20 protein-coding genes and 3 tRNA genes are annotated in these 25,031 nt (G+C 72.1%); 10 read left to right on the top strand and 13 right to left on the bottom strand.

Annotated elements, in window-relative coordinates; all coding sequences use genetic code 11:
• Positions 1-6 precede the first annotated feature (6 nt).
• Positions 7-603: a TetR/AcrR family transcriptional regulator gene (locus DEJ31_RS07595; protein WP_110905146.1), complete on the bottom strand. Its 597-nt coding sequence runs from the start codon at positions 601-603 to the stop codon at positions 7-9.
• A 108-nt stretch (positions 604-711) separates the two neighbouring features.
• Between DEJ31_RS07595 and DEJ31_RS07590 the strand changes: the two genes are divergently transcribed.
• The 4 genes from DEJ31_RS07590 (at position 712) to DEJ31_RS07575 (ending at position 7,798) form a co-directional block, all read left to right on the top strand.
• Positions 712-1,074, top strand: a complete 363-nt coding sequence (locus DEJ31_RS07590; RefSeq protein WP_110905145.1) for a DUF4267 domain-containing protein — start codon at positions 712-714, stop codon at positions 1,072-1,074.
• Between the two features lie 87 nt (positions 1,075-1,161).
• Positions 1,162-1,626 (top strand): ester cyclase, encoded by a 465-nt coding sequence (locus DEJ31_RS07585; protein WP_111043684.1) that lies wholly within the window; start codon positions 1,162-1,164, stop codon positions 1,624-1,626.
• A 229-nt stretch (positions 1,627-1,855) separates the two neighbouring features.
• On the top strand, positions 1,856-2,176 hold the full coding sequence (locus tag DEJ31_RS07580; RefSeq protein WP_111121570.1) for a transcriptional regulator: 321 nt from the start codon (positions 1,856-1,858) through the stop codon (positions 2,174-2,176).
• Between the two features lie 195 nt (positions 2,177-2,371).
• Positions 2,372-7,798: a discoidin domain-containing protein gene (locus DEJ31_RS07575; protein WP_111121569.1), complete on the top strand. Its 5,427-nt coding sequence runs from the start codon at positions 2,372-2,374 to the stop codon at positions 7,796-7,798.
• Positions 7,799-8,074: 276 nt separating this feature from the next.
• Here DEJ31_RS07575 and DEJ31_RS07570 read toward each other — a convergent pair whose 3' ends face one another.
• Positions 8,075-9,238: a PP2C family protein-serine/threonine phosphatase gene (locus DEJ31_RS07570; RefSeq protein ID WP_110905142.1), complete on the bottom strand. Its 1,164-nt coding sequence runs from the start codon at positions 9,236-9,238 to the stop codon at positions 8,075-8,077.
• 62 nt (positions 9,239-9,300) lie between these two features.
• A complete protein-coding gene (locus DEJ31_RS07565) occupies positions 9,301-9,786 on the bottom strand; it encodes a MarR family winged helix-turn-helix transcriptional regulator (protein WP_181427330.1) in 486 nt (161 codons plus the stop codon).
• Positions 9,787-9,904: 118 nt separating this feature from the next.
• Between DEJ31_RS07565 and DEJ31_RS07560 the strand changes: the two genes are divergently transcribed.
• Positions 9,905-13,462: a proline dehydrogenase family protein gene (locus DEJ31_RS07560; protein ID WP_111121567.1), complete on the top strand. Its 3,558-nt coding sequence runs from the start codon at positions 9,905-9,907 to the stop codon at positions 13,460-13,462.
• A gap of 138 nt (positions 13,463-13,600) precedes the next feature.
• Complete coding sequence (locus DEJ31_RS07555; RefSeq protein ID WP_110905139.1) at positions 13,601-13,813, top strand: hypothetical protein; 213 nt, start codon at positions 13,601-13,603, stop codon at positions 13,811-13,813.
• Positions 13,814-13,882: 69 nt separating this feature from the next.
• Here DEJ31_RS07555 and DEJ31_RS07550 read toward each other — a convergent pair whose 3' ends face one another.
• The 6 genes from DEJ31_RS07550 to DEJ31_RS07525 all read right to left on the bottom strand — a co-directional run bounded on the left by DEJ31_RS07550 (position 13,883) and on the right by DEJ31_RS07525 (position 18,071).
• On the bottom strand, positions 13,883-14,245 hold the full coding sequence (locus tag DEJ31_RS07550; protein ID WP_111043688.1) for a hypothetical protein: 363 nt from the start codon (positions 14,243-14,245) through the stop codon (positions 13,883-13,885).
• A complete protein-coding gene (locus DEJ31_RS07545) occupies positions 14,242-15,240 on the bottom strand; it encodes an SDR family oxidoreductase (RefSeq protein WP_110905137.1) in 999 nt (332 codons plus the stop codon). The genes DEJ31_RS07550 and DEJ31_RS07545 overlap by 4 nt, the downstream gene beginning before the upstream one ends.
• Before the next feature lie 133 nt (positions 15,241-15,373).
• Positions 15,374-16,114: a YqjF family protein gene (locus tag DEJ31_RS07540; protein ID WP_258366219.1), complete on the bottom strand. Its 741-nt coding sequence runs from the start codon at positions 16,112-16,114 to the stop codon at positions 15,374-15,376.
• A gap of 113 nt (positions 16,115-16,227) precedes the next feature.
• Entirely contained in the window at positions 16,228-17,136 is a 909-nt protein-coding gene (locus DEJ31_RS07535; RefSeq protein ID WP_111121565.1) for a nitroreductase family protein, read from the bottom strand.
• 28 nt (positions 17,137-17,164) lie between these two features.
• Positions 17,165-17,533, bottom strand: a complete 369-nt coding sequence (locus tag DEJ31_RS07530) for a hypothetical protein (protein ID WP_146243115.1) — start codon at positions 17,531-17,533, stop codon at positions 17,165-17,167.
• A gap of 100 nt (positions 17,534-17,633) precedes the next feature.
• A complete protein-coding gene (locus DEJ31_RS07525) occupies positions 17,634-18,071 on the bottom strand; it encodes an Lrp/AsnC family transcriptional regulator (RefSeq protein ID WP_110905250.1) in 438 nt (145 codons plus the stop codon).
• A gap of 207 nt (positions 18,072-18,278) precedes the next feature.
• Between DEJ31_RS07525 and ddaH the strand changes: the two genes are divergently transcribed.
• Together ddaH and rocD are read left to right on the top strand one after the other, a co-directional pair.
• Positions 18,279-19,172, top strand: coding sequence for a dimethylargininase (gene ddaH / locus DEJ31_RS07520; protein WP_220033152.1), 894 nt, complete (start codon positions 18,279-18,281; stop codon positions 19,170-19,172).
• The gene (gene rocD / locus DEJ31_RS07515; protein WP_111043691.1) at positions 19,172-20,407 is read left to right on the top strand and encodes an ornithine--oxo-acid transaminase; all 1,236 of its coding nucleotides are present in this window, start codon (positions 19,172-19,174) and stop codon (positions 20,405-20,407) included. The genes ddaH and rocD overlap by 1 nt, the downstream gene beginning before the upstream one ends.
• Positions 20,408-20,616: 209 nt before the next feature.
• On the opposite strand, the gene DEJ31_RS07510 is transcribed toward rocD, so the two are convergent.
• The gene (locus DEJ31_RS07510) at positions 20,617-21,618 is read right to left on the bottom strand and encodes an SDR family oxidoreductase (protein ID WP_111043729.1); all 1,002 of its coding nucleotides are present in this window, start codon (positions 21,616-21,618) and stop codon (positions 20,617-20,619) included.
• Between the two features lie 294 nt (positions 21,619-21,912).
• Between DEJ31_RS07510 and DEJ31_RS07505 the strand changes: the two genes are divergently transcribed.
• Positions 21,913-22,923 (top strand): aldo/keto reductase family protein, encoded by a 1,011-nt coding sequence (locus DEJ31_RS07505; RefSeq protein ID WP_110905248.1) that lies wholly within the window; start codon positions 21,913-21,915, stop codon positions 22,921-22,923.
• Positions 22,924-23,126: 203 nt separating this feature from the next.
• On the opposite strand, the gene DEJ31_RS07500 is transcribed toward DEJ31_RS07505, so the two are convergent.
• From DEJ31_RS07500 to DEJ31_RS07490, 3 genes are all read right to left on the bottom strand, one after another.
• Positions 23,127-23,199 (bottom strand) — tRNA-Phe (locus tag DEJ31_RS07500).
• Position 23,200: 1 nt separating this feature from the next.
• Positions 23,201-23,277, bottom strand: a tRNA-Asp gene (locus DEJ31_RS07495).
• A gap of 72 nt (positions 23,278-23,349) precedes the next feature.
• Positions 23,350-23,422: transfer RNA gene (locus DEJ31_RS07490), tRNA-Glu, on the bottom strand.
• A 281-nt stretch (positions 23,423-23,703) separates the two neighbouring features.
• Here DEJ31_RS07490 and DEJ31_RS07485 point away from each other — a divergent pair.
• The gene (locus DEJ31_RS07485) at positions 23,704-25,017 is read left to right on the top strand and encodes a M23 family metallopeptidase (protein ID WP_111121563.1); all 1,314 of its coding nucleotides are present in this window, start codon (positions 23,704-23,706) and stop codon (positions 25,015-25,017) included.
• Positions 25,018-25,031: the final 14 nt, after the last annotated feature.

The raw sequence follows: 25,031 nt of genomic DNA, 5'->3' as shown, positions 1-25,031 counted from the left end.
GTCGGCTCAGTCGGCCACGCGGAGGTCGTCCCGGGACCGGGAGCTCGTGGGGACTGCGGCTCTGTCCTGCCCTCGGGCCAGAGCCCGGTGAGCGTGGTCGAGTCGTGCACGGGACCTCGTGGCGGGCAACCGCCCGCTGATCTCGAGGGTCGCCAGACCGTGCACCGTCGCCCACGCCACCTCGGCGTCGGTGTCGTCGGGACCAGGGAACGCCGCCCGGATCGCGGCGAAGGCACGCTCGAGGGCATCTGGTCCGGTCCCCGTCCCGAACTCGAGTCCCGACGGCATCGAGAACATCGCCGCGTAGACGTGCGGCTGGGCGGCGGCGAAGTCGAGGTACGCCTGCATCCGCGCGAGGGGTTCGGCGGGGACGTCTTCGAGTGCGGTCGCGATCGCATCGAACCCGCCGAGCGCGACGGCGTCGATGAGCGCCTGTCGGCCGCCGGCGAACGCGGAGTAGATGACCGGCTGCGTCACCCCGATCTCGGATGCGAGCCGACGCATGGTGACGGCTTCCCAGCCCTCTGCTTCCGCGATGCTGCGAGCCGCTCGGGTGATCTGGTCACGCCGGAGGGCGAGGTCGGGAGCTGGTCGTGGTGACATGGCGCCACAGTAGCAGAACGAAGTTAGGTAACAGCGGTAGACGAAGCACCGTCGTCGTGCTACGTTCGTTGCAGAACGACGTTATGTAACGACAGAAAGGTTCGTCCCATGATCTTCGCCGCGCTCCTGGTCGCCATCCTCGGTTGCCTCTTCATCCTCTTCATCGGCGGCCGCTTCCTCCTCGCGCCGAGGGTCGCCACCGCCGGGTTCGGTGTCGGCGAGGACCGCCGTCGTGCGTTCACCAGCATCAAGGGTGTCCGTGACATCACCTCCGGCATCGTGCCGCTGGTGGTCCTGCTCGTCGCCGGCCCGCACGTGTTCGGGTGGGCTCTTCTCGCCGCGGCGATCACGCCGATCGGTGACGCGATCATCGTCGTCACCAACGGTGGCACGCTCCGCCAGGCCCTCGGCGTCCACGGCGCGACGGCACTCGTGCTCGTCATCGCCGGCCTCGTCCTCGCCCTCGGCTAGATCCGCCCAGCACTCCCTGCGCGTCTCGCCGCCCTCAACTCGCTCCTCTTTCCACCTCGCATCGACCATCTCGAAAGGTCCACCCTCATGAGCACCACGAACGAGCAGAACGACACCGACGACACCGCCACGGAGAACATCGTGCGGGCGTTCTACGAGCCCTTCCGCACCGGCGACACCACCGGCTACGACGAGGTCCTGGCGGAGGACTGGATCGACCTGCCCCTGGCCCCGGGCCAGCAGCAGGGACCCGCCGGCATGGCCGCCCAGATCGCCCTCTTCCGTCACGCCATGCCCGACTACGACGTCGCGCACCAGGACATCATCGTCCAGGGCGACAAGGTCGCGGTCCGCAACACCGTCTCCGGCACGCACCAGGGCGCCTTCATGGGTCACGAGCCCACCGGCAGGCGCATCGAGATGCGCACCATGGACGTGCACCAGGTCCGCGACGGGAGGATCGTGGCGACCTGGCACCTCGAGGACTTCGCCGGCCTCATGGGGCAGCTCGGCAGCCCTGCGGACGCCCCCACTCCGGCGCCCTGGGGCTGAACCCGACCTCTGCGGAGGGCACGAACTCATCCCCGAGCTCGTGCCCTCCTTGCACGCCTGGTCGTGCCATGCGCCGAACCGGAACCGGCGACGCACAGACCCGTCTCGCCGCGCGAAGGCGCTCGCCGTGGTGGGTGCACCTGCTGCGCGGCGGACTCGTCACTGCGGTGGTCTTCGGGGGTCAGCGGGCGGGCGACCACATCGGCGGCACGCCTGGAGGCGACGCACGGTGAGTGCTCCGGAGCCGGTCTTCGGCGCCGTCGTCCACGCGCCGCAGCGGCTGCAGATCTGCGCCGTGTCGGCGCGCGGTGGGGAGGTCGAGTTCGGCGTCCTGCGCGAGGCGCTCGACGTCTCGGACGCCACCCTCAGCGAACACCTCCGCATCCTCACCGATGCGGGCTACGTCGACCTCCGCCGTGTGCAACGCGCCAAGGGACAGGCGCGCAGCTGGGTCTCACTCACCGCGATGGGGTCGACGGCGCTCCGCGAGCACTTCGCGTTCCTGCAGAGCTTCGCGCCGCCAGAGCCCGCGAACCCGCGTGAAGCCTGACGGTCGGACCACAGGGGCCCCACCGGAACTCGCGACGGCCGTTCCGTCCCCGCCCCCGAAGTGGGGTGGGTGATCCCGCCCGGGTCCGTAGTTCTACCGACTGACGTCGCGTGAACGCGCCGATACCGTCGGACCGTGCCCCGACGCCACGCGGAACGACCGCGCAGAAGCCGCTCCACGCCCCGCACCACCGTCATGTCCGGATTCGTGGTGATGACGGTGATCGCCGCGGTCGTCGGACCCGCGACCGGTGCCAGCGCAGCCGACCTGGCGACCGACTCGACACGATCGGCGCCGACCCGCACCGCGGCGCCGACCCGCACCGCGCTGCCGACCCCCGCCACGGTGCCGACTCCGCCCACCGACGGCGCCCGGGTCGGTTCGGGGTCGTTCGCGCCCACGCCGCCGACTTCGATCAGCGACAGCGGAGACGTGCAGAAGACGGTGGACCAGCACCTGTACATCGACCCGTCCCAGGCGGGGAAGCCGGTGCCGACCAACCAGTGGTGGACCGACCTGCTGGTGAGCAAGTACTCCGGCGACATGTGGGCGTACCCGTTCGTGTCCTCGAACAGCCAGGACGGTACGAAGCTGACGTACCCGACGAAGTGGAACAGCGACGGCACCGCGATGCAGCTGGAGTCCCCGGTGACGGTGAGCGGCACGGTGACCCCCGCCGCCGACCCCTCGGACGAGCTGCTCGCCGACTTCGAGCACGGCGTCCCCGATGAGTGGACGAGCACCGGCACGGCGTTCAGCGGGGCGACGGACACCGCCGCGGGGCAGAGCCAGGTGTCCGGCTGGCTGGGCAACGGGTACCTGACGTCGTGGGGCGCGACGGGCGGGGACGGCGCCACGGGCACGATGACGTCGAAGCCGTTCACCGTCGACCACTCGACGCTCGCGTTCATGGTCGCAGGTGGGAAGCACGCCGACCAGGAGGCCGTGCAGCTCGTCGTCGGCGGGCAGGTCGTCGCCTCCGCCACCGGCGACGACAGCGAGCAGTTCCGCTGGGTCGACTGGGACGTCAGCGCGTGGGCGGGTCAGCAGGCCCAGCTCCGTGTCGTCGACTCGCTGAACGCCGGTTGGGCCCACGTGATGGTCGACCAGGTGCTCCTGACGGACGAGCCGGACGGGGTCGCGCAGCGGTTCTCGACGGCGTTCTCCGCGACCGAGGCGGACGCGCTCCGCTGGGGCGACTGGAACGTCAGCTGGCGGATGCCGCAGGCGGGTGCGGGCGGCCAGTACATGGACGTCACGAGCGTGCAGGGCAACCCGTACGAGTGGTTCGAGTACCACGGCATGACTCCGCGCCTGTCGGTGCAACCGGGTGCGACGATCACCGACGGTGCGGGGGAGCCGATCAGCTTCCCGTTCACGGGCGACCGGTTCGAGATCCGGCAGGGCGACCACGTGTTCGGCGTGCACGCGCCGGCCGGGACGACCTTCACCCGGAGCGGCAACGCCATCGACGCGTCCGCGGGTACGGCCTACCTGGTGCTCAGCGCCGTCCCGGCCAGTGGCCTCAGCCTCGACCGGTTGCAGCAGTACGCGTTCGCCGTGCCGCGGAACACCACGATGGACTACTCGTACGACCCGGCGGCGGGCCAGGTCGAGCAGCAGTGGTCGGTGCAGACCGACGCGTTGCAGGGCTCGAACCACGACACCGTGCAGGGCTGGTTGCAGCACCAGTACGCCGAGACGACGAACGACCTGCACTTCACCGGTGCCACGTACGCGACCCCGCGCGGCACGATGAAGACCACGATCGGCCACGACGGCTGGACCCTCGACTACGCCTTCACCGGCATCACGCCCACCGGCGCCTCACCGGAGGGGCAGGACGAGCGGGACGTGCTCCGGCAGTACCTCTCCGACTACGCCACGAAGACCACGTACGGCGGCGACACCTACTGGGGCGGCAAGGACCTGCAGCAGCTCGCCGAGTACATGACGGTGGCACGGCAGATCGGTGACACCGACGACGAGCGGAAGCTCCAGGCCACGCTCACGACGGCCCTGACCGACTGGTACACGTACTCGACGGGGGAGAGTGAGCACTTCTTCGCCATGTACCCGACGTGGAAGGCGCTGATCGGCTTCGGTGACTCGTACGGGTCCGCGCAGTTCAACGACAACCACTTCCACTACGGCTACTTCGCCGTCGCCACCGCGCTCCTCGGGGCGGTCGATCCCGGCTGGGCGGAGCGGTACGAGGGCATGGCCACCCTGGTGACCAAGCAGTACGCCAACTGGGACCGGGACGACGACCGGTTCCCGCACCTGCGGACCTTCGGCGTGTGGGAGGGCCACTCGAACGCGGGCGGTGTCTCGTCCCCGGGTGGCAACAACCAGGAGTCGTCGTCCGAGGCGATCCAGTCCGAGGCCGGCCTGTTCCTCCTCGGCACGGTGCTCGGGAACGAGCAGATGCAGGCCACCGGCGCGATGGAGTACGTCACCGAACGCGCCGCGGTCCGCGACTACTACCAGAACGCCCACGGCAACACCGCGTCGAAGTCGTACGACGGCAACGGCGCGTTCCCCGACGCGTACCGGTACGGCCAGGCGGGCATCCTGTTCGACTCGGGCCAGGCCGAAGCCACGTACTTCTCCGGCGACCCCGCGTGGATCTACGGCATCCAGTGGATGCCGACCGCACCCTGGTTCGACTTCTTCGGCTGGGACCCGGGCTTCTCGAAGGCGATCATGCGGCAGATGATGCAGGCGCGCCCACGGGTCGTCGGGCAGGACGGCGTCGTGAACGGCAACGCCGCCCACATCCAGATGCTCACCAAGAAGTGGTGGGGCGTCGGGACCTACGGCAACGACACGATCGCGCAGGACCGGAACGCCGCGATCGGTGAACTCGAGGACGCCGTCCGTGCCGCCGAGGCGAACCACCCCGGGTACGTCACGGCGAAGACGGCCGCGAACCCGCTGTACGACCAGGCGACCGGCACGCTCTTCGTCAGCACCGACGCGAACGGCGAGGTGGTGTTCCCGGCGCAGTACTGGACCCCGACGACGCTGCCCGCCGCACTCGTGCCCGCGAAGACCGACGGACCGACGGCGGACGAGCAGCCGAAGGACTGGCCCGTGCAGTCACCGCTGCTGCCGTACCTGTCGACCCGGTACACCGCCGACACGGCGACGATCAACCGGCTCTACTCGGTGGACCTGACGGACCACCGGCCCGGTACCGACACCGCGCACGCGGCAGCGGTGTTCAGCGACATGGGCGACGCGCTCGGCAACGTCGTGCTCGGCTTCCTCGCGCAGTACGACCCCGACACGTACCTCGACATCCACCGGGCACTGTGGAAGGCGAAGGACCCGGCCGTCACCGGGCAGTCGATGGCCGGCCTGGTCTACCACCAGGCGGCGTCGAACCGGACGGTGGGCACCGAGGTCACGGACCGGCACACCTCCGACCCGCTCAGCCAGGTGTTCCGCGCCGCCGACGGCACGTACTCCTACGTGCTCGACAACGTCGACGACGTCCAGCACTCCTACGAGGTCTACGACGGCCAGCGGGTGATCGGGGAGATCGCGGTCCCCGCGCACACCCAGATCACCTCGCACCTCGACGCCCACCTGGCCGAGATCGTGGTCGACACGGCGGACAGCCCGAAGACCCTCGTGCCCGGTTCCACCACGCGGTTCACGGCGACCGGGTACGACCAGTACGGCGCGACGATGCCGCTCGACGGGCTGACCTGGGACGCCAGCACCGGCAGCATCGCCGCCGACGGGACGTACGACGCCACGAAGCGCGCCGACAGCGTCACGGTCACCGCCTCGGTGGGGTCGGTCAGCGACACGTACCGGTTCCGGGTCGCCCCGGCTCCCGAGCTCACGTCGATCCGGGTCACCCCGGGCTTCGAGCAGCTCGTCGTCGGCACCCCGACGACGTTCGCGGCGGCCGGCAGCGACCAGTACGGCGACCCGCTCGCCCTGAGCGGTCCCGTCACCTGGGCCACGACCCTGCCTGGAGGCTCGGCCGACGACGGCAGCGTCCGTGCGGCTGCTGCCGGGGCCGGGTACGTCACCGCCACGAGCGGCGGGGTGGAGGGCAGCGCCGTCGTCTCGGCGGTCGCCACCGTCCCGGACCAGGCACTCCACGCCACCGCCGTCGCGACCTCGAGTGACGGGGGGAACAGCCCGGGCAAGGCCCTGGACGGCGACCCGACGACGCGGTGGGAGAGCGAGCACGGGCAGGACGCCGTCGACTACACCGTCGACCTCGGCCGTGCGACCGACGTCACCGACGTGGACGTCACGTGGGAGAACGCCGCCGCGAAGGAGTACGACCTGCAGGTCGCCGACGCCGCCGACGGCCCCTGGCGCACCGTGCGGAACGTGGCGAAGACGACGGCGGCGGCGGACCACGTCACGGTCGGCACCACCGCGCGGTTCGTGCGGATGCACGGCGTCGACCGCCTCACCCAGTACGGCTACTCGATCTGGTCGTTCGAGGTCCACGGCACCCCGTCGGTCTCGGCGCTCACCCCGTCGACGGTGCTGGTCGGACCGCGCACCACGCGCCTCCCGGCCGGCACCGGCACCACGCTGACGGCGTACGGGTTCGACGCGGACGGCGACGGCGGACCGGTGACGGCAGCTGCCGGCTCCGACGGCGCACCGGTGTGGACGATCGACGGCGGCGGCTCGGTCACCGGCGACGGCGCGGTCACCGCGGCTGCCACGGGTGGCGTCACCTCGACCGTGAGCGCCACCCTCGGCGGGGCCTCCGGACGGGCGACGATCACGACGGTGACGAACGGCGACGTCGTCGGCCCCGGTGACGGCAGCGACCCGGACCCCGGCACCGGCACCCCGCGGGACATCGCGGTCGGGAAGCCGGTGACGACGTCCTCCGACGAGCGCGCGGACCTGGGCGGCGAGCAGGCGGTCGACGGCAGTGGCTCCACCCGGTGGGCGAGCCGCGCGTCGGACGACCAGTGGATCGCGGTCGACCTGGGCGTCGTGGTCCCCGTCGACAGCGTGCGTCTCGACTGGGAGGCGGCGTACGCGGACCGGTACCTGGTCCAGGTGCGGACCACGACGGACGACGACTGGCGGACCGTCACCACCGAGGACCACGGGATCGGCGGCAGCGCGGTCCACGAGCTCGACGGGGTCCGGGCGCGGTACGTGCGGATGCTCGGCGTGCAGCGCCACACGGCGTTCGGGTACTCGCTCTTCGCGTTCCGGGTGGACTCGACCGAGGGCGCACCGACGCCCGACCTGGCGCGGAACGCCCCGACGACTTCGTCGGCGGACGAGGCCGCCGGTGTCGCCGCGCGGAACGCCACGGACGGCGACCCGGGCTCCCGCTGGGCGAGCGGTCACACCGACGACCAGTGGCTCGACGTCGACCTCGGATCGGCGCAGCCCCTGCACCAGGCGTCCCTGCGGTGGGAGGACGCGTACGGGTCCGCCTACCGGATCGAGGCGCGGAACGGGGCCGACGACGCCTGGACCACGATCGCGACCGTCAGTGACGGCGACGGAGGCACGGACACGGTCGACCTGTCCGGCACCTGGCGTCACGTGCGGTTCCAGGGCGTGCACCGGGCCACGCCGTACGGGTACTCGCTGTACGGGTTCGAAGTGCGCTGAACCGGGCCACGAAGAGGGCGCTCGGCCGGGGTCCGGGCGTGACGCAGCCCGGCGCTGTCCGCATCACGCCGGATCGGACGACCGGGGCGCTGCCGGCCGTTCCCGGGGGCCGGGGGCGTCGGTGGTGCCGGAGAGGCTGGCGGGAGTTCGTGTTCCTGTTCGGGTCAGGCGCACGAGCCCCGGTGCTGGCACCTGTCCGCAGGTGCCAGCACCGTTCCGTCGTGGCGCCGTGGCGTCGTGGCGTCGTGGCGTCGGCGCCCAGGACCCGCCGGAGGGTCAGTCCGCGTCCCGCGCCAGGACCGTCACGGTGACGTCGTCCTCGGCGTGCTCCGCGGCCCGCAGGCGCACCGTCTCGAGGAACGCGGCCGTGCTCGGCGCCCGGCGGAACGTCCGCCCGATGTCCGTCAGGGTGTCGATCGTCCCGTCGCCCAGGTCCAGCGCCCCGTCACTCGCCACGAGCAGCGCGTCGCCCGGCTCGAGCACCAGGGACCCGAGGCGGAACGGGACCCCCTGCGGGTGCAGTCCGAGCGGCAGGTCCCGCGAGCGGCGGATGTCCGAGGTGCCGTCTGCGTGCAGGTGCACGACGAGCCCGTGGCCGGCGTCCACGAAGTCGACCCGTCCGGTGCTCGGTGTCAGGCGGGAGTGGAACAGCGTGGCGAACGCCGAGGCGCGGCTGAGGTCCTCGCTGATCCGCGGCTCGACCGCGCCGACGGCGTCGACCGGCGGCAGGTCCTCGTGCTGCCGGAGCGCTGCCCGCAGTCCGGCGGCCAGTAGTGCGGCGGGCTGCTCCTTGCCCATGATGTCGGCGAGCGTGAACGTCACGGCGTCGTCGGCGACCGTCCAGTCGTGGACGTCACCGCTGAGGTCGCCGTACGGCACACTGAGCCCGGCCAGCGCGTAGCCCGGGACGTGGACGGGCGGCGGGGTCAGGGCCTCGACGACCTCGAGCAGCCGGTCGTGCTGCATGCCCTTCGTCAGGGCCTGTTCAGTCCAGCGTCCGAGGTCGATCAGCGCGGCCTCGTCCTGCGGGCTGAACTCCCGCGGCCGGACGTCCATCAGGCACAGGCTGCCGATCGTCAGGTCGCCCGGCATGGTCAGTGGGACGCCGGCGTAGAAGCGGATGCCGCGGCTCGTCACACCGGGCAGGTCGACGGTGCGCGGGTCGGCGAGCGTGTCCGGGACGACCGTCGGCCCGGGGCGCTGGACGGTCAACTGGCAGAAGGACCACTCGAGCGGCCCCGACGTCGGCTCGCCCGCCGTGTTCGGCGTCAAGGTGTGCAGGAGCGTGTCGTCGAGCAGGTTGACGTACGAGAACGGGACGTCGAAGACCTCGCGGGCGATCCGGACGATGCGGTCGAAGCGCTCGGACGGTGCGAGCCCGACGATGTCGAGCGCGGCGACGAGTGCCGCGCGTGCGGATCGTGAGCCGTCGTTGTCCATCTGCCCTCCCCCGCACAGTCGGTCCAGGGCATCCTCCCACGACGGGGACGGCGGCTGTCAGGTCAGGCGTCCCCCGGGACGAGGTCAGTGCCGGTGTCCACCGGACCGAGCGCCTCTAGGACGCGGTGCGAGACGGCCCGCAGCGTGTCCGCGTCGCCGGCCACGGGCCTCCAGAACAACTGCTCCAGCGCCGCCGTGTGCGCCCGGATGCCGGCGAGGACCGCGCGTCGGCCGTCCGCGGTCATCACGATCCAACTGCCGCGGCCGTCCGATGGGCAGTCGGCGCGCGCGACCAGCCCCCTGGCCACCATGCGCGTGACCTGGTGGCTGACGCGCGACTTCTCCCAGCCGATCCCGGCGGCCATGTCGCGGACCCGCAGCCGGTGCTCGGGGTCGCGGTGCAGGCCGATGAGGATCTCGAACTCGGGGATGGAGATGCCGGCATCCCGCTGCACGGCGACGTCGAGCGCCCGGTCCAGCCCGCGCCAGACGTCGTGGAACACGTCCCACGTGGCCCAGTCGTGGCCGTCAGCGCCGTGCTCCACCATCCCGCCAGCGTATCCGCGAGGGCAGCTCGTCGGGCCGGGATCATCCGTTCGGCTGACTCCGGGACGGCACACGGGCGCCTCCGAGGAGACGTCGGGGGAGCGGCCTACGATCGAGACCATGCCGCCCGCACGCCTCCAGGACTGCACCGACGACGCGTCCGCCCTCGTCGGGCGCTGGCTGGACGCCTCCGGCGGCGTGAAGCCCGAAGCCCGAGCGGCCCGGCTCGCCGAGGTCCTGCGCGACGAGCGCGGTCTCGACTTCGCCCGCGGGTTCGTCGACAAGGTGATCCGGCCGGACGACCCGAAGGTCGCCGCCCGGAACCTCGAGAAGGCCAGCCGGGACGTCCCGGACTTCCTCGCCTGGTACCTCCGCGGCGCCGTGACCGTCGGTGGTGGCTTCGCGACGATGGCGCCGTGGGCGGTCATCCCGTCTGCGCGCCGGGTGCTCCGCCGATTGGCCGGACACCTGGTCGTCGACGCCCCGCCGGCCCGACTCGGCGCAGCGCTCGGCAAGCTCGCCGGCCCGGGCACCCGCCTCGACGTTGCACCCCTCGGCCCGACCGTGTTCGGTCCCGCCGAGAGCGACCGCCGCCTGGCCTGGATCACCGACCTGCTCGGTCGCGACGACGTCCCGGCGGTGTCCTTCGCGGTCGCGGACGTCGTCCCGCCGACCTCGCCGTGGGCCCTCGACGACGCCACCGAGCAGGCGGTCGAGCGGCTCGTCCCGGTGTTCCGCGCGGCGGTCGCCGCCGACAGCACCGTCACGCTGCTCGTCGACGGCCCGCACGACCTCGACCTCTCCGTGGCCGTGTTCCGCACCCTGCTCGACCAGGACGAGTTCGCCCACGCGACCGCGGGCATCACGCTGCCGGCGTCGCTGCCCGACAGCCTCGGCGTCCTGGCGTCGCTCACCGAGTGGGCGACCGCCCGCCGGTTCCGCGGCGGCGCACCCGTCCGGGTCCGGCTCGTCGACGGTGCCCACCTGGCCGAGGAACGGGCCGACGCCCTCGTGCACGGACGGCCACCGGGCGTCTGGACCGACCGGCGGCACATCGACACCGCGCTCCTGCGCCTGCTCGACGCCGCACTCATGCCGGAGCACACCGATGCCGTGCGGATCGCGCTCACCGGGTGGGACCCCGTGCTGGTCGCCGCCGCCCGCGTGCTCGCCGACCGTCGCGGGGTCGCCGACGCGCTCGAGGTCGAGATGCTCCTCGGCATGACGGGCACCGTCCTCGAGGCCGTCCGCGCCGACGTCGGCACGGTCACCCTCGTCACCCCCGTGGTGCACCCCGACGAGTTCGACGCGGCGATCCCGTACCTCGCCTGCCGGTTGCGCGAGGGCGCTGCCGGCCCCCTGACGTCCGGTGGCGGCACCGACGACGAGCGGGCCGCCGAGACCGAGCGCGCACGTGCCCGCCTGACCGACGCGGTCGCCGCACTCGGGCACCCCGCCCCGGCCACCCTCCGCACGCAGGACCGCCGCGTCCCCCTCGGCGCCCCCGAGATCCGCACCGTGCACCCGCCCGCGGTCGACACCGACGCCGGGGTCGACGCGAACCGGCAGTGGGCGGCCGACCTGCTCCGCCGCGTCCCCCGCTCGCAGCTCGGCACCGCCACCATCCGCGGTGCCCGCGTCACCGACCGCCCCCGCCTCGAGCGGACCATCGCGCGCACCGCGCAGGCAGGCGTCAACTGGGGCCGACAGGACCCGCAGGACCGCGCTGAACTCCTGGACCTCGTCGCCCACGAGCTGGAGGCCCGCCGTGCCGCCCTGGTCGAGGTGGTCGTCGCCGAGACCGCGATGACCCTGACCGAGGCCGACCGGCAGGTCAGCGGTGCCGTCGACGCCGCCCACCACGCCGCCGACCGCGCGCGACACCTGGTCGACGTCACGGGAGCGACCTTCGTCCCGCCCCGGCTGACGGTCGTCGTCGCCCCGTGGAACTCGCCGCTGACCACCCCGGCGGACGGCGTGCTCTCGGCGCTCGCCGCCGGCAGCGGCGTCGTCCTCAAGCCGTCCCCGCTCGCCAAGCGGTCCGGCGCGGTGCTCGCCGACGTCCTCTGGAACGCCGGGGTCCCCCACTCGATGCTCCAGCTCGTCGACCTCGACGTCAGTGAGCTCGGCCGCGACCTCGTCGCCCACCCCGCCGTCGACCGGGTGCTGCTCGCCGGGTCGCCCGACACCGCCCGCTCGTTCCGGTGGTGGCGCGCCGGCCTGCCGCTCCTCGCCGACACCGGAGCGGTCTCGGCGGCCGTCGTCACCCCAGCGGCCGACATCGACCAGGCCGTCCGCGACGTCGTCGCCTCGGCGTTCACCCAGTCCGGGCAGGCCAGTGCGTCGATCTCCCTCGTGGTGCTCGTCGGGTCGGTCGGCGAGGACGGCGTCGAGAGCCGGTTCCTCCGCCAGCTGGCCGACGCCACCCGCGCGCTCCGCGTCGCCTGGCCCACCGACCCGGCCGCGCAGATCGGGCCGCTCGTCGTCGAGCCGACCGGGGCAGCGCGGGCCGCCCTGACCGACCTCGGCCCGGGGGAGTCCTGGCTCGTCGAACCCCGGCTGCTCGACGAGTCCGGTCGGCTCTGGTCCCCGGGCGTCCGCGTCGGTGTCCGTCCCGGCAGCGCCTCCACCCACCCGGAGGTCGGCGTCCCGGTGCTCGGGGTGGTGCAGGTCGAGACACTCGAACAGGCCATCGCGATCCAGAACGGCAGCGACCACGGCCTGGTCGAGGCCCTGCACACGCTCGACGTCGACGAGGTCGCCCTCTGGACCGACCGGGTCGACGCCGGCACGCTCGTGGTGAACCGTGCCACGACCGACACCACCGTCGTCCGGCAGCCCGCCGGCGGTTGGGGGAGTTCCTCGGTCGGTGCCGTCGCGAAGCGTGGCGGCCCCGACTCGGTCGCGATGCTCGGCCACTGGGAGCCCGTCCCCCGCACCGTGCACAAGAGCATCCAGCTGCACGGGCTGCCGCCGCGGGTCACGGCCCTCATCGAGTCGTCCCGCAGTGGTCTGTCCTTCGAGGAGTTCGACCAGGTCCGCGCCGGTGCCACCAGCGACGCCCAGGCGCGCGAGGAGCGCTTCGGTCGGTCCAGGGACACCGCGGACCTCGGCGTCGAACGGAACGTGCTGCGCCACCGCCCGCAGTCCGTGGTCGTCCGGCAGTCCGAGGGTGTCAGCACGGGGGACCTCATCCGGACCCTCGCCGCAGCGACCGCTGCCCGGGCGCACGTCCTGCTGAGCACCGCCCGCGCGCTCCCCGGGCCGCTCACGCAGTTGCTCGCGAGCGGTCGGTCCCCGCTCGACGTCGTCGACCACCTGGTGGAGACCGACGACGAGTTCCTCGCTCGCGCGGCATCCGGGGCGCTCCTCCACGAGCAGTGGTCGGGAGGGGCCGCCGAACCGCAGGACGCCATCGACATCGTGTTGTCGCAGGGCTTCGAACCCCGGCAGCACACGGCCTTCGGTGGGCCGGGATCGCGGATCCGCCTGCTCGGCGGCGACCCCCTCGCTCTCGAGGAGGCGCTCGGCGCTGGCATCGACACCGCCATCCACGACGCCCCCGTCGTCGAGGCCGGCGTCGTCGAGATGGCGCACTACCTCCGTGAACAGACGGTGGTCGTCACCGCGCACCGGCACGGCGACGTCGACCCCGAGTTCGCCCGCCTCCGCCTCTGACGTCGGTTCCGCGCATCGGACGGGAGGCCCTGCCCACGTCCGGCGAACCGCCGGCGTGATCCGGGCCTCCCGTCCGTCCCCGGCGCGACCTGGGGTGCGCCCGTGAGCCGCTGCCCGGCGCGGCGTAGCGTTCGTGCCATGAGTGCAGAAGAGCGTGACAACGGCGTCCAGTCCGAGCCGATCATGGACGGTGCGACCGACGCGACGAACGATGAGAAGCTGCACGGTCTCGTGCAGCAGGTCCAGCACGACCACGGTGACGAAGGTGCCGGCGTGATGGCCGACCACCTGCGCGACCGTCTCGACGAGACCGGCGTCGAGGCCGAGGACCCGGCCTCCGAAGTCGAGTAGCAGCACGCGGGTACGCCCCCGCCGACCATCAGGTCTGCGGGGGCGTCCTGCGTCCGGGGGTGCTGCCGGTCAGCGCTGCCCGCGACCGACGAGGGCGACCTCGAGCACGGTGAGGAGCGTCGCGATCCAGAGCTGTCGGACGGCGAACCGCCGGGACTGCCGATCGATCAGGGCGAGCGGGACCATCGTCACGCCGTGTGTGGCGTCGACCACCGCACTGACGGTGTGGGCGTCGGCCGTCCCCGCGCGCAGGACGAGTCCGGCCTGGCCGAGCTGACGGACACCGAGGACCCGACCCAGCACGGCCGGACGCCCGAGGGCGCGGCGGGCGCCGAGCAGGTGGGTGATGCCGATGCCGGCACGCAGGAGCTCGACCGCGAGCGCCCGCTGCCCACGGGTACCGAGGCGGCCGCCGAGGCCCGCGCGGCTCATCGGCGGCGTCCGGCTGCCGTGGCGACCGCGAGTCCCGCGACGCCGAGGGCTGCGCCGACGATCCCGTTGCCGAGTCGGCGGTGTTCCACCCACCACGTCTGTGGCGACCACTCGTGCGCCTGCTCGTCGAACACCCCGTGCGCGCCGTGGTCACCGGGCACGGGCTCGTACAGGTTCGACGGGAGTTCCTCGCCGTCCTTCTCCTCGGTCTGCTGACCGCTGACCAGGGTCTTCGCGGCGTACCAGTCGGCGAACCGACCGCTGATGCGGTTGGCGAGGATCGTGTACACGGTCGACTCGCCGACCCAGGTGCGGCGGCGAGGGCGTTCGGCGGTGGTGGCGATGGCGCGGGCACCGACCTCGGGCTGGTAGATCGGGGCGACGGGTTGCGCGTGGTGCGGGAGCGTCGACTTCACCCAGTTGAACTGGATGGTGTTGAGGGCGGGCATGTCGACCCGGCTGACCTGCACGTCGCTGCCCTGCTCGATCAGCTCGGACACGACGGACTCGGTGAACCCGACGATCGCGTGCTTCGCCCCGCAGTACGCCGCCTGCAACGGGATGCCACGCGAACCCAGGGCCGAACCGACCTGGATCACGTGTCCGGAGTTGCGGGGCACCATGCGGCTGAGGGCAGCACGGGTGCCGTTCACGAAGCCGAGGTAGGTGACGTCGAGTGCCCGTTCGAAGTCCTCGGGCGCGGTGTCGAGGAACTTGCCGAACACCCCGACCATGACGCCGTTCACCCACAGGTCGATCGGGCCGAGTTCGGCCTCGACGCGGTCGGCGGCGTCCTCGACGGCCTGGCGGTCGGACACGTCCGCGACGAGGGCCAGACCGCGTCGGCCCGCCGCTTCGACCTCGGCGACGGCCGCGTCCACCCCGTCCGCACCGCGCGCCAGGACGGCGACGTCCCAGCCGCGTGCGGCGAGCTCCCGGACCGTCGCCCGTCCCAGTCCAGCCGATCCACCGGTCACCACAGCCACTCGAGTCATGCACCCCTTTGTACGCGGGGCCCCTGCGGCACTGCGGTCAGCCGCTGTCCCCCGGCGCGGGGCGTCGGCCCGGGTCGGGACCTGGGCGCAGACCTGCCTCGAACTCGCTGCCTGAGGTGCGGGCCGCCGTCGCTCAGGCGCGCGGACCCGCGAACCGCGTCACGACCCCGGGGGAGTACAGCACAGACTCCGGTTCGAGCTCGGTCAGCGACACCGGGAGCCCCGCCGCCCCGATCAGGTCGTCGCGCAGCCGGGTGAGCGAGGCTCGGTGCACCACCCACGGGTCGTGTTCGTTCGGCCACCACGACGTCCGCCCGGCGCGCCCCACGTGCATGCCCCACCGCGCCGTGAGGAACGACTCGAGCGCGGTCGGCTCGGCGACCGGCTCGCCGACCTCCACCTCCAGGAGGGACCGCAGACGCGATCCGTGCCGGTGCACGGCGTACGCCGTCCGGTCCCCGCGCTGCCGACGAGCGACCCGCGCCCAGTGGTACGGCGTGCCGGTGACGACGCGCGCTGCCGCGGCGGGCAGGAACTTCCCCGCGTCGAGCGACAGGAACACGACCCCGCGGCGCCCCGCGTCGTCGCGCGTGTAGACGCGGACGTTGACCTCGAGGAAGTCGCCGACACGGCCCGTCCGTCCGAGCGGCCCGAACGGCGGGAACCGGGTGTCCTCGAAGCTGAACGCGATGAGGCCCACCCACGTCGTCACCCCGTCGTCGGTGCCGTCCGGTGCGATCGTGTCGGGTCGGGTGCCCGACGGCAGCAGCGGCGCCACCGCAGAGACGTCCACGCGCCAGTGCACGAAGACGACGTCGCGCCAGGCCTGCTCGATCCAGGGTCGCCCCGGCAGGGCGGGTGCGGTCGGCGTCACGGCCTGGGCCCCTACGGGCCGGTTCTGGCGCGTTGCGGAGCTTGCGGAGCGGCGTGCCAGCCGAGCTCGCAGGGAGAGGCTGGGCGCTTCCCCGTCGGGCAGCGTCGCGGTCATCAGATGGTCCCGTCCGTCGTCGTGGTCCGGTCCATCGGGCTCGGCCCCGCTGTGCCCTGCCCCGTCATGCCCTCTCCCGCTGTGCCCTCCCCCGTCGGGCCCGACCCCACCACCGGCTGGTCGTCCCAGCCCTGCTGCGGCGTCGCGCACGTGCCGCGGAACACGTACTGCGAGGGCCGCTTCCGCTCGTTCGACACCCAGTCGATAGCGGGGCGTCGGCGCTCGGGCGGGGTGTACCCGATCCGGTACACGGCCATGAGTTCCAGCTCCGGCGGGACCTCGAGCAGCTGTTCGACCTGGTTCCAGGACTCCTCGATCTCCATCGGGAACGACACGAACTGGATCCCGAGGCCGAGCTCGGTGGTCACCAGCCAGATGTTCTCCATCGCCGCTCCCATGCTGAACACGGAGTAGAAGGCGTTGCGGGCCTCCTTCCGGTACTCGGCCCGATCGAGCATCACCCCGAGCAGCAGCGGCGACCCGGCGACGAGCTTCCGGTTCTCCTCGCCCAGGGTCTGCGGGACCCGGAGGGCGTTCATCAGGAACTGCCCCCGCTTCGTGAACACCTGGTTCGTGAAGGGACGGAGCGGCTTCGGCAGCTTGTCGAACAGCATGCCGTCGCGACGCTCGTCCATCTCGGCCTGCGAGAACCGGAAGTACGGCCGGTACCGCTCGAAGAACGTGCCCCGGGACATGGTCGTCGTCATCGCGCTGCCGCTGATGTCCGCGATCCGGTCGATCGTGTCGCGCTCCTCGACGAGGACGAACCGCCACGGCTGGCTGTTCAGCTGCGACGGCGCCCGCCCGGCCAGTTCCACCAGCAGGCGCTGGTGCTCCTCGGACACCGGGTCCGGCAGGAACGCCCCGTTGGTGGTGCGTCGGCGCCGGATGGCCTCGATGAGTTCCACTGCTGTCCTCTCGGTACGACGGCAGCGGTCAGCGCCGCGCGAGGACCGCCCCCAGGTAGGACGGTGCGGCGGCGACCGCGGTCTTCCAGTGTGCTCCGCTGCGGGGGTTCGTCCGTGGAGCCAGCGCCAGCGGGACGAGCGCCGGCAGCAGGAACAGCGCCGCGCGGGACCGTGTCCACAGCGGTGTCGTCGCGGCCGCTCCGGTGAGCACGGCGGTCGCCACGAACAGCCCGTGGTGGACCACCCGCAGCCGTCGGGTGCGGATCAGGCGCACCGCGACCGCGGTGCCCCACAGGCAGTTGACGACGTAAGCGACGGTCGCAGCGGCGACCATCCGCCGGGCGGTGACCGACCCGGGAGGCCCGCCGAGCCTCCCGGCTGCCGTCCCACGTCCCATGGACGCGACCCTACCCTCCCGCGAAACGCAACCCGGGCGACTGCGCGCAAGGGGATACCGCTGCGAGATGACGCCCACGTTGCGTTTCGCGGGAGAGGGGTCAGTCGGAACCGCGGCTGACGAGCTTCGACAGCACGATCGCGGAGCGGGTGTGGTCGACCTGCGGGGCGAGGCGGACGCGGTCCAGTGCTTCTTCGAGGGCCGGCAGGTCCCGTGAGCGCATGTGCACCACGGCGTCGGCACTGCCCGTGACGGTGCCGGCGTCGACGACCTCGGGCACTGCGTCGAGCAGGGTGCGCAGTTCGTCGGGGGAGACTGTGCCGCGGCAGTAGAGCTCGACCCAGGCCTCGGTGCCACGGTCGTCCACGGCGGGGTCCACCTTGATCGTGAAGCCCTGGATCACGCCGTCGGCGACGAGCCGGTCGACGCGGCGCTTCACGGCGGAGGCGGAGAGCCCGACGACCGAGCCCATGTCGCCGTAGCCGGCGCGGGCGTTCTCGCGGAGCTGGTCGAGGATGCGGTGGTCGAGCGAATCCATTGTCCGCATCCTACGCGGGGTCGTTGCGAGCGGATGCGGCGGGACGCAGGAAACGTGCGTGTCGAGCCGTGCCATCGAACGGCCCTCCTGTGCAAGGATCAGGGCAGGCGTCGACCTGGTCCGCCTCCGGCGAGTGAGCCTGCATCTCGTCGGAGCTCTCACCGTGGTGGTTCCTGGCAGGCTCGGGCCCCGGTCCTGGAGGACCTCGTGTCGAACACCGCACCCCAGCCCACTGCCGCCGCCCCGCAGCGTACGGCCACGCACCGCACCGTCCTGATGTGCAAGCCGACCCACTACACGGTCAGCTACCGGATCAACCCCTGGATGCACCCGGAGGAGCCGACCGACACCGCGAAGGCCGTCGCCCAGTGGCAGAGCCTGGTCGACGTCTACGAGCAGCTCGGCTTCGAGATCCACCAGATCGCACCGATCGAGGGCCTGCCGGACATGGTCTACGCGGCCAACGGCGGCTTCGTGCTCGACGGTGTCGCCTACGGTGCGAAGTTCCAGTACCCCGAGCGTCAGCCCGAGGGCCCGGCCTACATGGACTGGTTCCGTCAGGCCGGCCTGACCGTCGCCGAGCCCGAGGAGACGAACGAGGGCGAGGGCGACTTCCTGCTCATCGGCGACACGATCTACGCCGGCACCGGCTTCCGTTCGGACAGCACCTCGCACGAGGAGCTCGCCCGCGTGTACGGCCGGGAGGTCGTCACGCTCAAGCTCGTCAACCCGAGCTTCTACCACCTGGACACGGCCATCGCGGCGCTCGACCCGGTGCCGGACGCGTCCGGCCGCTCCAACATCGCGTACCTCGAGAGCGCCTTCGACGAGCCGTCCCTGGCGATCCTGCGCGAGCGCTTCCCGGACGCGATCATCGCGACCGAGGAGGACGCCGCCATCCTCGGCCTGAACTCCTACTCCGACGGGTACAACGTCGTGATCGCCGCGCGTGCCACCACGTTCGCCTCGCAGCTCCGCGAGAAGGGCTACAACCCGATCGGCGTCGACCTGTCCGAGCTGCTCCTCGGCGGCGGCGGTGTGAAGTGCTGCACGCTCGACCTGCACCCGATCGGCACCGGTACCTCCGTGGCACGGTCCTGATGCCCACGGACACCGGACGCACCCCCGGGCCGGCGACCGTGGCGGCGCTCGCCGTCGAGGACCGTGCCCTCGCGCACAACTACAGCCCGCTGCCGGTCGTCATCGCGTCCGGCCACGGTGCGACGGTCACGGACGTCGACGGCCGCACCTACCTGGACGGGCTCGCCGCCTACTCGGCGGTCAACTTCGGGCACGGCAACCCGCGCCTCCTGACCGCGGCCCGTGACCAGCTCGACCGGGTGACGCTGACGAGCCGTGCGTTCGTCACCGATCGGCTCGGCCCGTTCGCCGAGGGGCTCACCGCGCTCACCGGCACCGAGATGATGCTGCCGATGAACACCGGCGCCGAGGCGGTCGAGTCCGCGATCAAGGTCGCCCGCGCCTGGGGCTACCGCGCCAAGGGCGTGCCGCAGGGGCAGGCCACGGTCATCGTCGCGAGCGGGAACTTCCACGGCCGCACGACGACGATCATCTCGTTCTCGGACGACCCCGACGCGCGGAACGACTTCGGGCCGTACACGCCCGGGTTCCGCACCGTCCCGTACGGGGACGCGGCGGCACTCCGGGAGGCGATGGACGAGACCGTCGTCGCCGTGCTGCTCGAGCCGATCCAGGGTGAGGGCGGCGTCGTCATCCCGCCGGCCGACTACCTGCCCGCGGTCCGCGAGGTCTGCGACGAGTTCGGCGCGCTGTTCATCGCCGACGAGATCCAGTCGGGCCTCGGACGCACCGGCCACACCCTCGCGGTCCAGCGCGTGGACGTGACGCCGGACCTGATCACGCTCGGCAAGGCCCTGGGCGGCGGGATCGTTCCGGTGTCCGCCGTGGTCGGCCGGGCCGACGTGCTCGGGGTGCTGCGGCCGGGGGAGCACGGCTCGACCTTCGGCGGCAACCCGCTCGCAGCCGCCGTCGGCACCGAGGTCGTCGCGATGCTCGCCGAGGGCACGTTCCAGCAGCGGGCGCTCGACGGCGAACCGGTGCTGCGCGGGTTCCTCGACGAGCTCATCGGCCAGGGCGTCGTCGCACACCGCGTCGCCGGGCTCTGGGCCGGGATCGACATCGACCCGGCGCTCGGCACCGGCAAGCTGGTCGCGAAGGAGCTGGCCGCCCGAGGCGTCCTCGTGAAGGACACGCACGGGTCCACGATCCGCTTCGCGCCGCCGCTCGTCGTCACCGACGAGGAGATCGCCACCGCGATGCAGGCACTCGGCGCGGTCCTCCGCGACGTGGCCTAGCCGCCCGTCGGTCGCGCGGCCGCCGGCGCGAGCCGCCCACGCACAACCGGAACCGGTCCGAACCACGAACTCCCGTGGTTCCGACCGGTTCCTGTTGTGCCCCTCCCTGCGGCACCGCGGCGCGGCGAGCAGGGGCGCGGGGCGCGGGGCGGGCGGACGGGAGGCGCAGGACGGCTCCGCCACGCGCCTCCCGTCCGACAGTCCGCGCGCTAGACGCGACCCGGCGCGTACGCCTCGGCCAGCCGGTCCATGAGGGCGTCCTTCTCCTCGTCGACGACCTGCGCCTCCGGGTGCGCGTCGTACCAGGCGACCAGCTCGCGCGCGCCCTCGCGGAACGACGTGCGCGCCGCCCACCCGGGCACGAGCGTCCGGACCTTGCTGTTGTCGAACACCATGCTGTTCGCCTTGTCGCCGACCACGCCGGCGCCCCACTCCGGGTCCGCGGCCATGATCGCGTCCGCTGGCACGTGCACGATCTGCGGCTCCGGCGCTCCCGCGGCGGCGGCGACCTCCTGGTGGATGCGGTCCCACGTCGGCGACTCCTGGCCGGTGATGTGGAACGCCTCGCCGATCGCCTCGGCCCGGTCGAGCACCCCGACGAACGCGACCGCGAAGTCCCTCGCGTGCGTGATCGTCCACAGCGAGGTCCCGTCGCCCGGCACGACGACCGGCTTGCCCGCACGCATCCGCGCGACGACCGTCCACCCGCCGTCGAACGGCAGCAGGGTCTCGTCGTAGGTGTGCGACGGCCGGATGATCGTCATCGGGAAGTCGTCCTGCCGGTACGCGGCGACCAGCAGGTCCTCGCACGCGATCTTGTCCCGCGAGTACTGCCAGTACGGGTTCTTCAGCGGCGTCGACTCGGTCACCGGCAGGTGCGTCGGCGGGGTCTGGTACGCCGAAGCCGAGCTGATGAACACGTACTGCCGGGTCTTGCCGGTGAAGAAGTCGATGTCGGCCTGCACCTGGTCCGGGGTGAACGCGACGAAGTCGATGACGACGTCGAAGGTGCGGTCGCCGATCGCCGCCGCCAGCGCGTCCCGGTCCGCCACGTCGGCCTGGAGGCGCGTCACCGCATCCGGTAGGGTCCGCTTCTCCGTCGTGCCCCGGTTCAGCACCGAGACGGCGAAGCCCTGGTCCACCGCCTCGCGCACGCAGGCGGCACTGATGATGCCGCTCCCGCCGATGAACAGCACGCTCGGTCCGGTCATGGATGCTCCCTTGCTCCCGGCGGTGCGTCCGCGCACCGCGCCTCTTGCGATCCTGCACCGTCGCGGCCGCGTCCCGTCACCGGTGGCGCACCGCGCCCGCTCGACGAGCTCGCTTCGGGCGTCCGTGCCCAGGCACGATCGTCGAGAAGACCCCGGAACGATCACTGGCCACGGCCACATCGCCGGGGTCACGTCGTTCTCGGAACGGTTCCTGCTGGATCGGCGGTACTGACCGCAGGACTAGCGTCGCGAGCGGTGCCGCATCGACGCGGCCGCGACAGGAGTGACAGACACATGGAGTACCGCTACCTCGGCAACTCGGGCCTCAAGGTCTCCGAGATCACCTACGGCAACTGGCTCACCCACGCCTCCCAGGTCGAGAACGACGCGGCGATCGCCTGCGTCAAGGCCGCCCTCGAGGTCGGCATCTCGACGTTCGACACCGCCGACGTGTACGCGAACACCGGCGCCGAGACGGTCCTCGGCGAAGCGCTGAAGGGCGAGCGTCGCCAGTCGCTCGAGATCGCGACGAAGGTCTTCGGCCCGACCGGTCCCAAGGGCCACAACGACACCGGGCTCTCGCGGAAGCACATCCTCGAGTCGATCGACGGCTCGCTCGGCCGCCTGCAGACCGACTACGTCGACCTGTACCAGGCGCACCGCTTCGACCACGAGACCCCGCTCGAAGAGACCATGCAGGCGTTCGCCGACATCGTCCGTCAGGGCAAGGTCCTGTACGTCGGCGTCTCCGAGTGGACCGCCGACCAGCTCCGTGCCGGTGCCGCGCTGGCGAAGGACCTGGGCTTCCAGCTCATCTCGAACCAGCCGCAGTACTCCGCGCTCTGGCGGGTCATCGAGGAGGAAGTCGTCCCCACCTCGAAGGAACTCGGCATCTCGCAGATCGTCTGGTCCCCGATCGCCCAGGGCGTCCTGACAGGGAAGTACCAGCCCGGTCAGCCGCTGCCCGAGGGCTCCCGCGCGACCGATGACAAGGGCGGCGCGAAGATGATCGAGCGCTTCATGAACGACCAGGTGCTCACCGCCGTGCAGGAGCTCAAGCCGGTCGCGGACGAGCTCAGCCTGTCGATGGCGCAGCTCGCCGTGGCATGGGTGCTGCAGAACGAGAACGTGGCGTCGGCGATCATCGGAGCCTCGCGTCCGGAGCAGGTGCACGACAACGCCGGCGCTGCCGGGGTGCAGATCCCGGCCGAGCTGATGTCCCGCATCGACGACGCCCTCGGTGCCGTCGTCGAGCGCGACCCGGCGAAGACGAACGACAGCAGCCCGAAGACCCGCGAGGCGTAGACCGCGCTGCCCGGCCGGGACGAGCCTCCCGGCCGGCTGCGCACAACAGAAGGCGGCTCGAACCACGGGAATCCGCGGTTCGAGCCGCCTTCCGTTGTGCGTGGACGATCCGAACCGGTTCCTGTCGGCTGCGACCGCCGAGGCAGTTCGCCTGCGCGCGCAACGCAAAAGAGCCCCCTACCGAAGTAGGGGGCTCTTCACTGTGGCTGGACGCGGCGTCGATCCGCGGACCTTTCGATTTTCAGTCGAACGCTCTACCAACTGAGCTACCCAGCCGTGGCGACCCTGACGGGACTTGAACCCGCGACCTCCGCCGTGACAGGGCGGCACGCTAACCAACTGCGCTACAGGGCCATATGGAATTGCTTGTGTTGCTGGTCTTGCTTCGGTGTCGTTCTGTTCTGCTTGCTGTCCCCCGGTGAGGAGTGACCCCAACGGGATTCGAACCCGTGCTGCCGCCGTGAAAGGGCGGTGTCCTAGGCCACTAAACGATGGGGCCGCAAGCAGTGCATCGCGCTACCGATGGACAAGCATACGGACGGTCGGCCCTCTTGCCAAATCGAGCCCGCCGAACGATCCGCTTGGGCGTGTCGCGCTACCTCGACGGACCCTCAGGGAGTGGCCGGAGCGGGCTCCCGAGGAGCGGGCCGGCCCGGTGCGAGCATCGATGCTGACCTCTCACCCTCGAACGGGGTGTTCCTCGGCTGACCCATGTTGTTACTGTTGCGTCTGTTGACAGTGTGACGTGCGCCACGCCGGACTGTGACGAAAACGAGACTCATGTCGACTCCCTCCCTCCTCCCCGCTCGCCCCCGCCGCCGTCTGCTGGCCGCCGGGGTCGCAGTCGTGCTCGCCGCCGGGGCCCTCGTCGCCCTCGTGCCGTCGGGTGCTGCCTCGGCCGCGACGTACCCGAGTTGGGACGACGTGCAGGCCGCCAAGCAGTCACAGTCGGACCAGGCCGCCAAGGTCACCGAGATCAGGGGCCTCATCGCGCAACTGCAGTCGCAGTCCGCCGCGAAGGAGAAGGCCGCCGCCGCAGCCGGTACGGCGTACCAGGACGCGCAGACGGACTACGACCGCAAGGCGCTCGAACAGCGGAAGCTCCAGTCGCAGGCGGACGACGCCGAGAAGACCGCGGCAGCTTCCGAGGCGCAGGCCGGCCAGCTCGCCGCCCAGCTCGGCCGCTCCAGTTCACAGGACGTCACCACGGACCTCCTCACCAAGCCCTCCGCCTCGGGTGACCTGCTCTACGAGCTCGGCGCCATGTCGAAGCTCACCGAGCAGGCGGACGGCATCTACTCCGAGGCGAGCCAGGACCGCGGGACGGCCCAGGCCCTCGCCGACAAGTCGAAGGTCGCCGAGGACGCGCTCGGCGTGCTCGCCGCCCAGGCCCAGGCGAAGATGCGCGCCGCGCAGACCGCCGCGGACCAGGCGCAGGCCGCCGTGGCCGCCCAGGCCGCCAACCAGGACCGCCTGGAGGCCCAACTCGCCCTCCTGACGTCGAAGACGAAGACGACGCAGGCCGGGTACGAGAAGGGCGTCAAGATCGAGAAGGAGCGCCAGGCGCGTCTCGCCCGGGAGCGCGCCGCCGCGGCGGCCGCAGCCGCCCGGGCCCTCCCGGCCGCAGCGACCGCGGGCGTCCCGGCATCCGGTGGCGGCGCGACCGGCGGCGGCGCCGCGAACTCGTCCGGCTGGGTACGCCCGGCCGCCGGCTTCCAGTCGAGCCCCTACGGCCTCCGCGTCGACCCGTACACGCACGTCTACACACTGCACGCGGGCGTCGACCTCGCCCCGGCCTGCTACTCGCCGATCTACGCCGCAGCGTCCGGCACCGTGACCTTCGCGGGCAACGGCGGCGGCTACGGCAACGAGGTCGTCCTCGACAACGGTGGCGGCATCTCGACGGCCTACGGGCACATCGTGAACGGCGGCATCATGGTCGCCGCCGGCGAGCACGTCACCGCCGGACAGCAGATCGCCCAGGTCGGTTCGACCGGCTGGTCGACCGGCTGCCACCTGCACTTCGAGACCCGGGTGAACGGCGCCGCCGTCGATCCCGTCCCCTTCATGGCAGCGCGGGGGATCTCGGTATGAGCACGAGCACTGCC

This window comes from Curtobacterium sp. MCPF17_031, assembly GCF_003234035.1.
Taxonomy (GTDB): domain Bacteria; phylum Actinomycetota; class Actinomycetes; order Actinomycetales; family Microbacteriaceae; genus Curtobacterium.
The sequence above is the reverse complement of the archived record's forward strand: the minus strand, read 5'-3'. Positions and strand labels throughout refer to the sequence as shown.

Bases quoted from the DNA above. Each gene is read 5' to 3' on its own strand.
- DEJ31_RS07575 (WP_111121569.1), top strand. From the start codon at position 2,372: ATGTCCGGATTCGTGGTGATGACGGTGATCGCCGCGGTCGTCGGACCC.
- DEJ31_RS07560 (WP_111121567.1), top strand. From the start codon at position 9,905: ATGCCGCCCGCACGCCTCCAGGACTGCACCGACGACGCGTCCGCCCTC.
- DEJ31_RS07585 (WP_111043684.1), top strand. From the start codon at position 1,162: ATGAGCACCACGAACGAGCAGAACGACACCGACGACACCGCCACGGAG.
- DEJ31_RS07595 (WP_110905146.1), bottom strand. From the start codon at position 603: ATGTCACCACGACCAGCTCCCGACCTCGCCCTCCGGCGTGACCAGATC.
- DEJ31_RS07545 (WP_110905137.1), bottom strand. From the start codon at position 15,240: ATGACTCGAGTGGCTGTGGTGACCGGTGGATCGGCTGGACTGGGACGG.
- DEJ31_RS07565 (WP_181427330.1), bottom strand. From the start codon at position 9,786: ATGGTGGAGCACGGCGCTGACGGCCACGACTGGGCCACGTGGGACGTG.
- DEJ31_RS07555 (WP_110905139.1), top strand. From the start codon at position 13,601: ATGAGTGCAGAAGAGCGTGACAACGGCGTCCAGTCCGAGCCGATCATG.
- DEJ31_RS07505 (WP_110905248.1), top strand. From the start codon at position 21,913: ATGGAGTACCGCTACCTCGGCAACTCGGGCCTCAAGGTCTCCGAGATC.
- DEJ31_RS07590 (WP_110905145.1), top strand. From the start codon at position 712: ATGATCTTCGCCGCGCTCCTGGTCGCCATCCTCGGTTGCCTCTTCATC.
- DEJ31_RS07525 (WP_110905250.1), bottom strand. From the start codon at position 18,071: ATGGATTCGCTCGACCACCGCATCCTCGACCAGCTCCGCGAGAACGCC.
- DEJ31_RS07570 (WP_110905142.1), bottom strand. From the start codon at position 9,238: ATGGACAACGACGGCTCACGATCCGCACGCGCGGCACTCGTCGCCGCG.
- rocD (WP_111043691.1), top strand. From the start codon at position 19,172: ATGCCCACGGACACCGGACGCACCCCCGGGCCGGCGACCGTGGCGGCG.
- DEJ31_RS07510 (WP_111043729.1), bottom strand. From the start codon at position 21,618: ATGACCGGACCGAGCGTGCTGTTCATCGGCGGGAGCGGCATCATCAGT.
- DEJ31_RS07485 (WP_111121563.1), top strand. From the start codon at position 23,704: ATGTCGACTCCCTCCCTCCTCCCCGCTCGCCCCCGCCGCCGTCTGCTG.
- DEJ31_RS07530 (WP_146243115.1), bottom strand. From the start codon at position 17,533: ATGGGACGTGGGACGGCAGCCGGGAGGCTCGGCGGGCCTCCCGGGTCG.
- DEJ31_RS07550 (WP_111043688.1), bottom strand. From the start codon at position 14,245: ATGAGCCGCGCGGGCCTCGGCGGCCGCCTCGGTACCCGTGGGCAGCGG.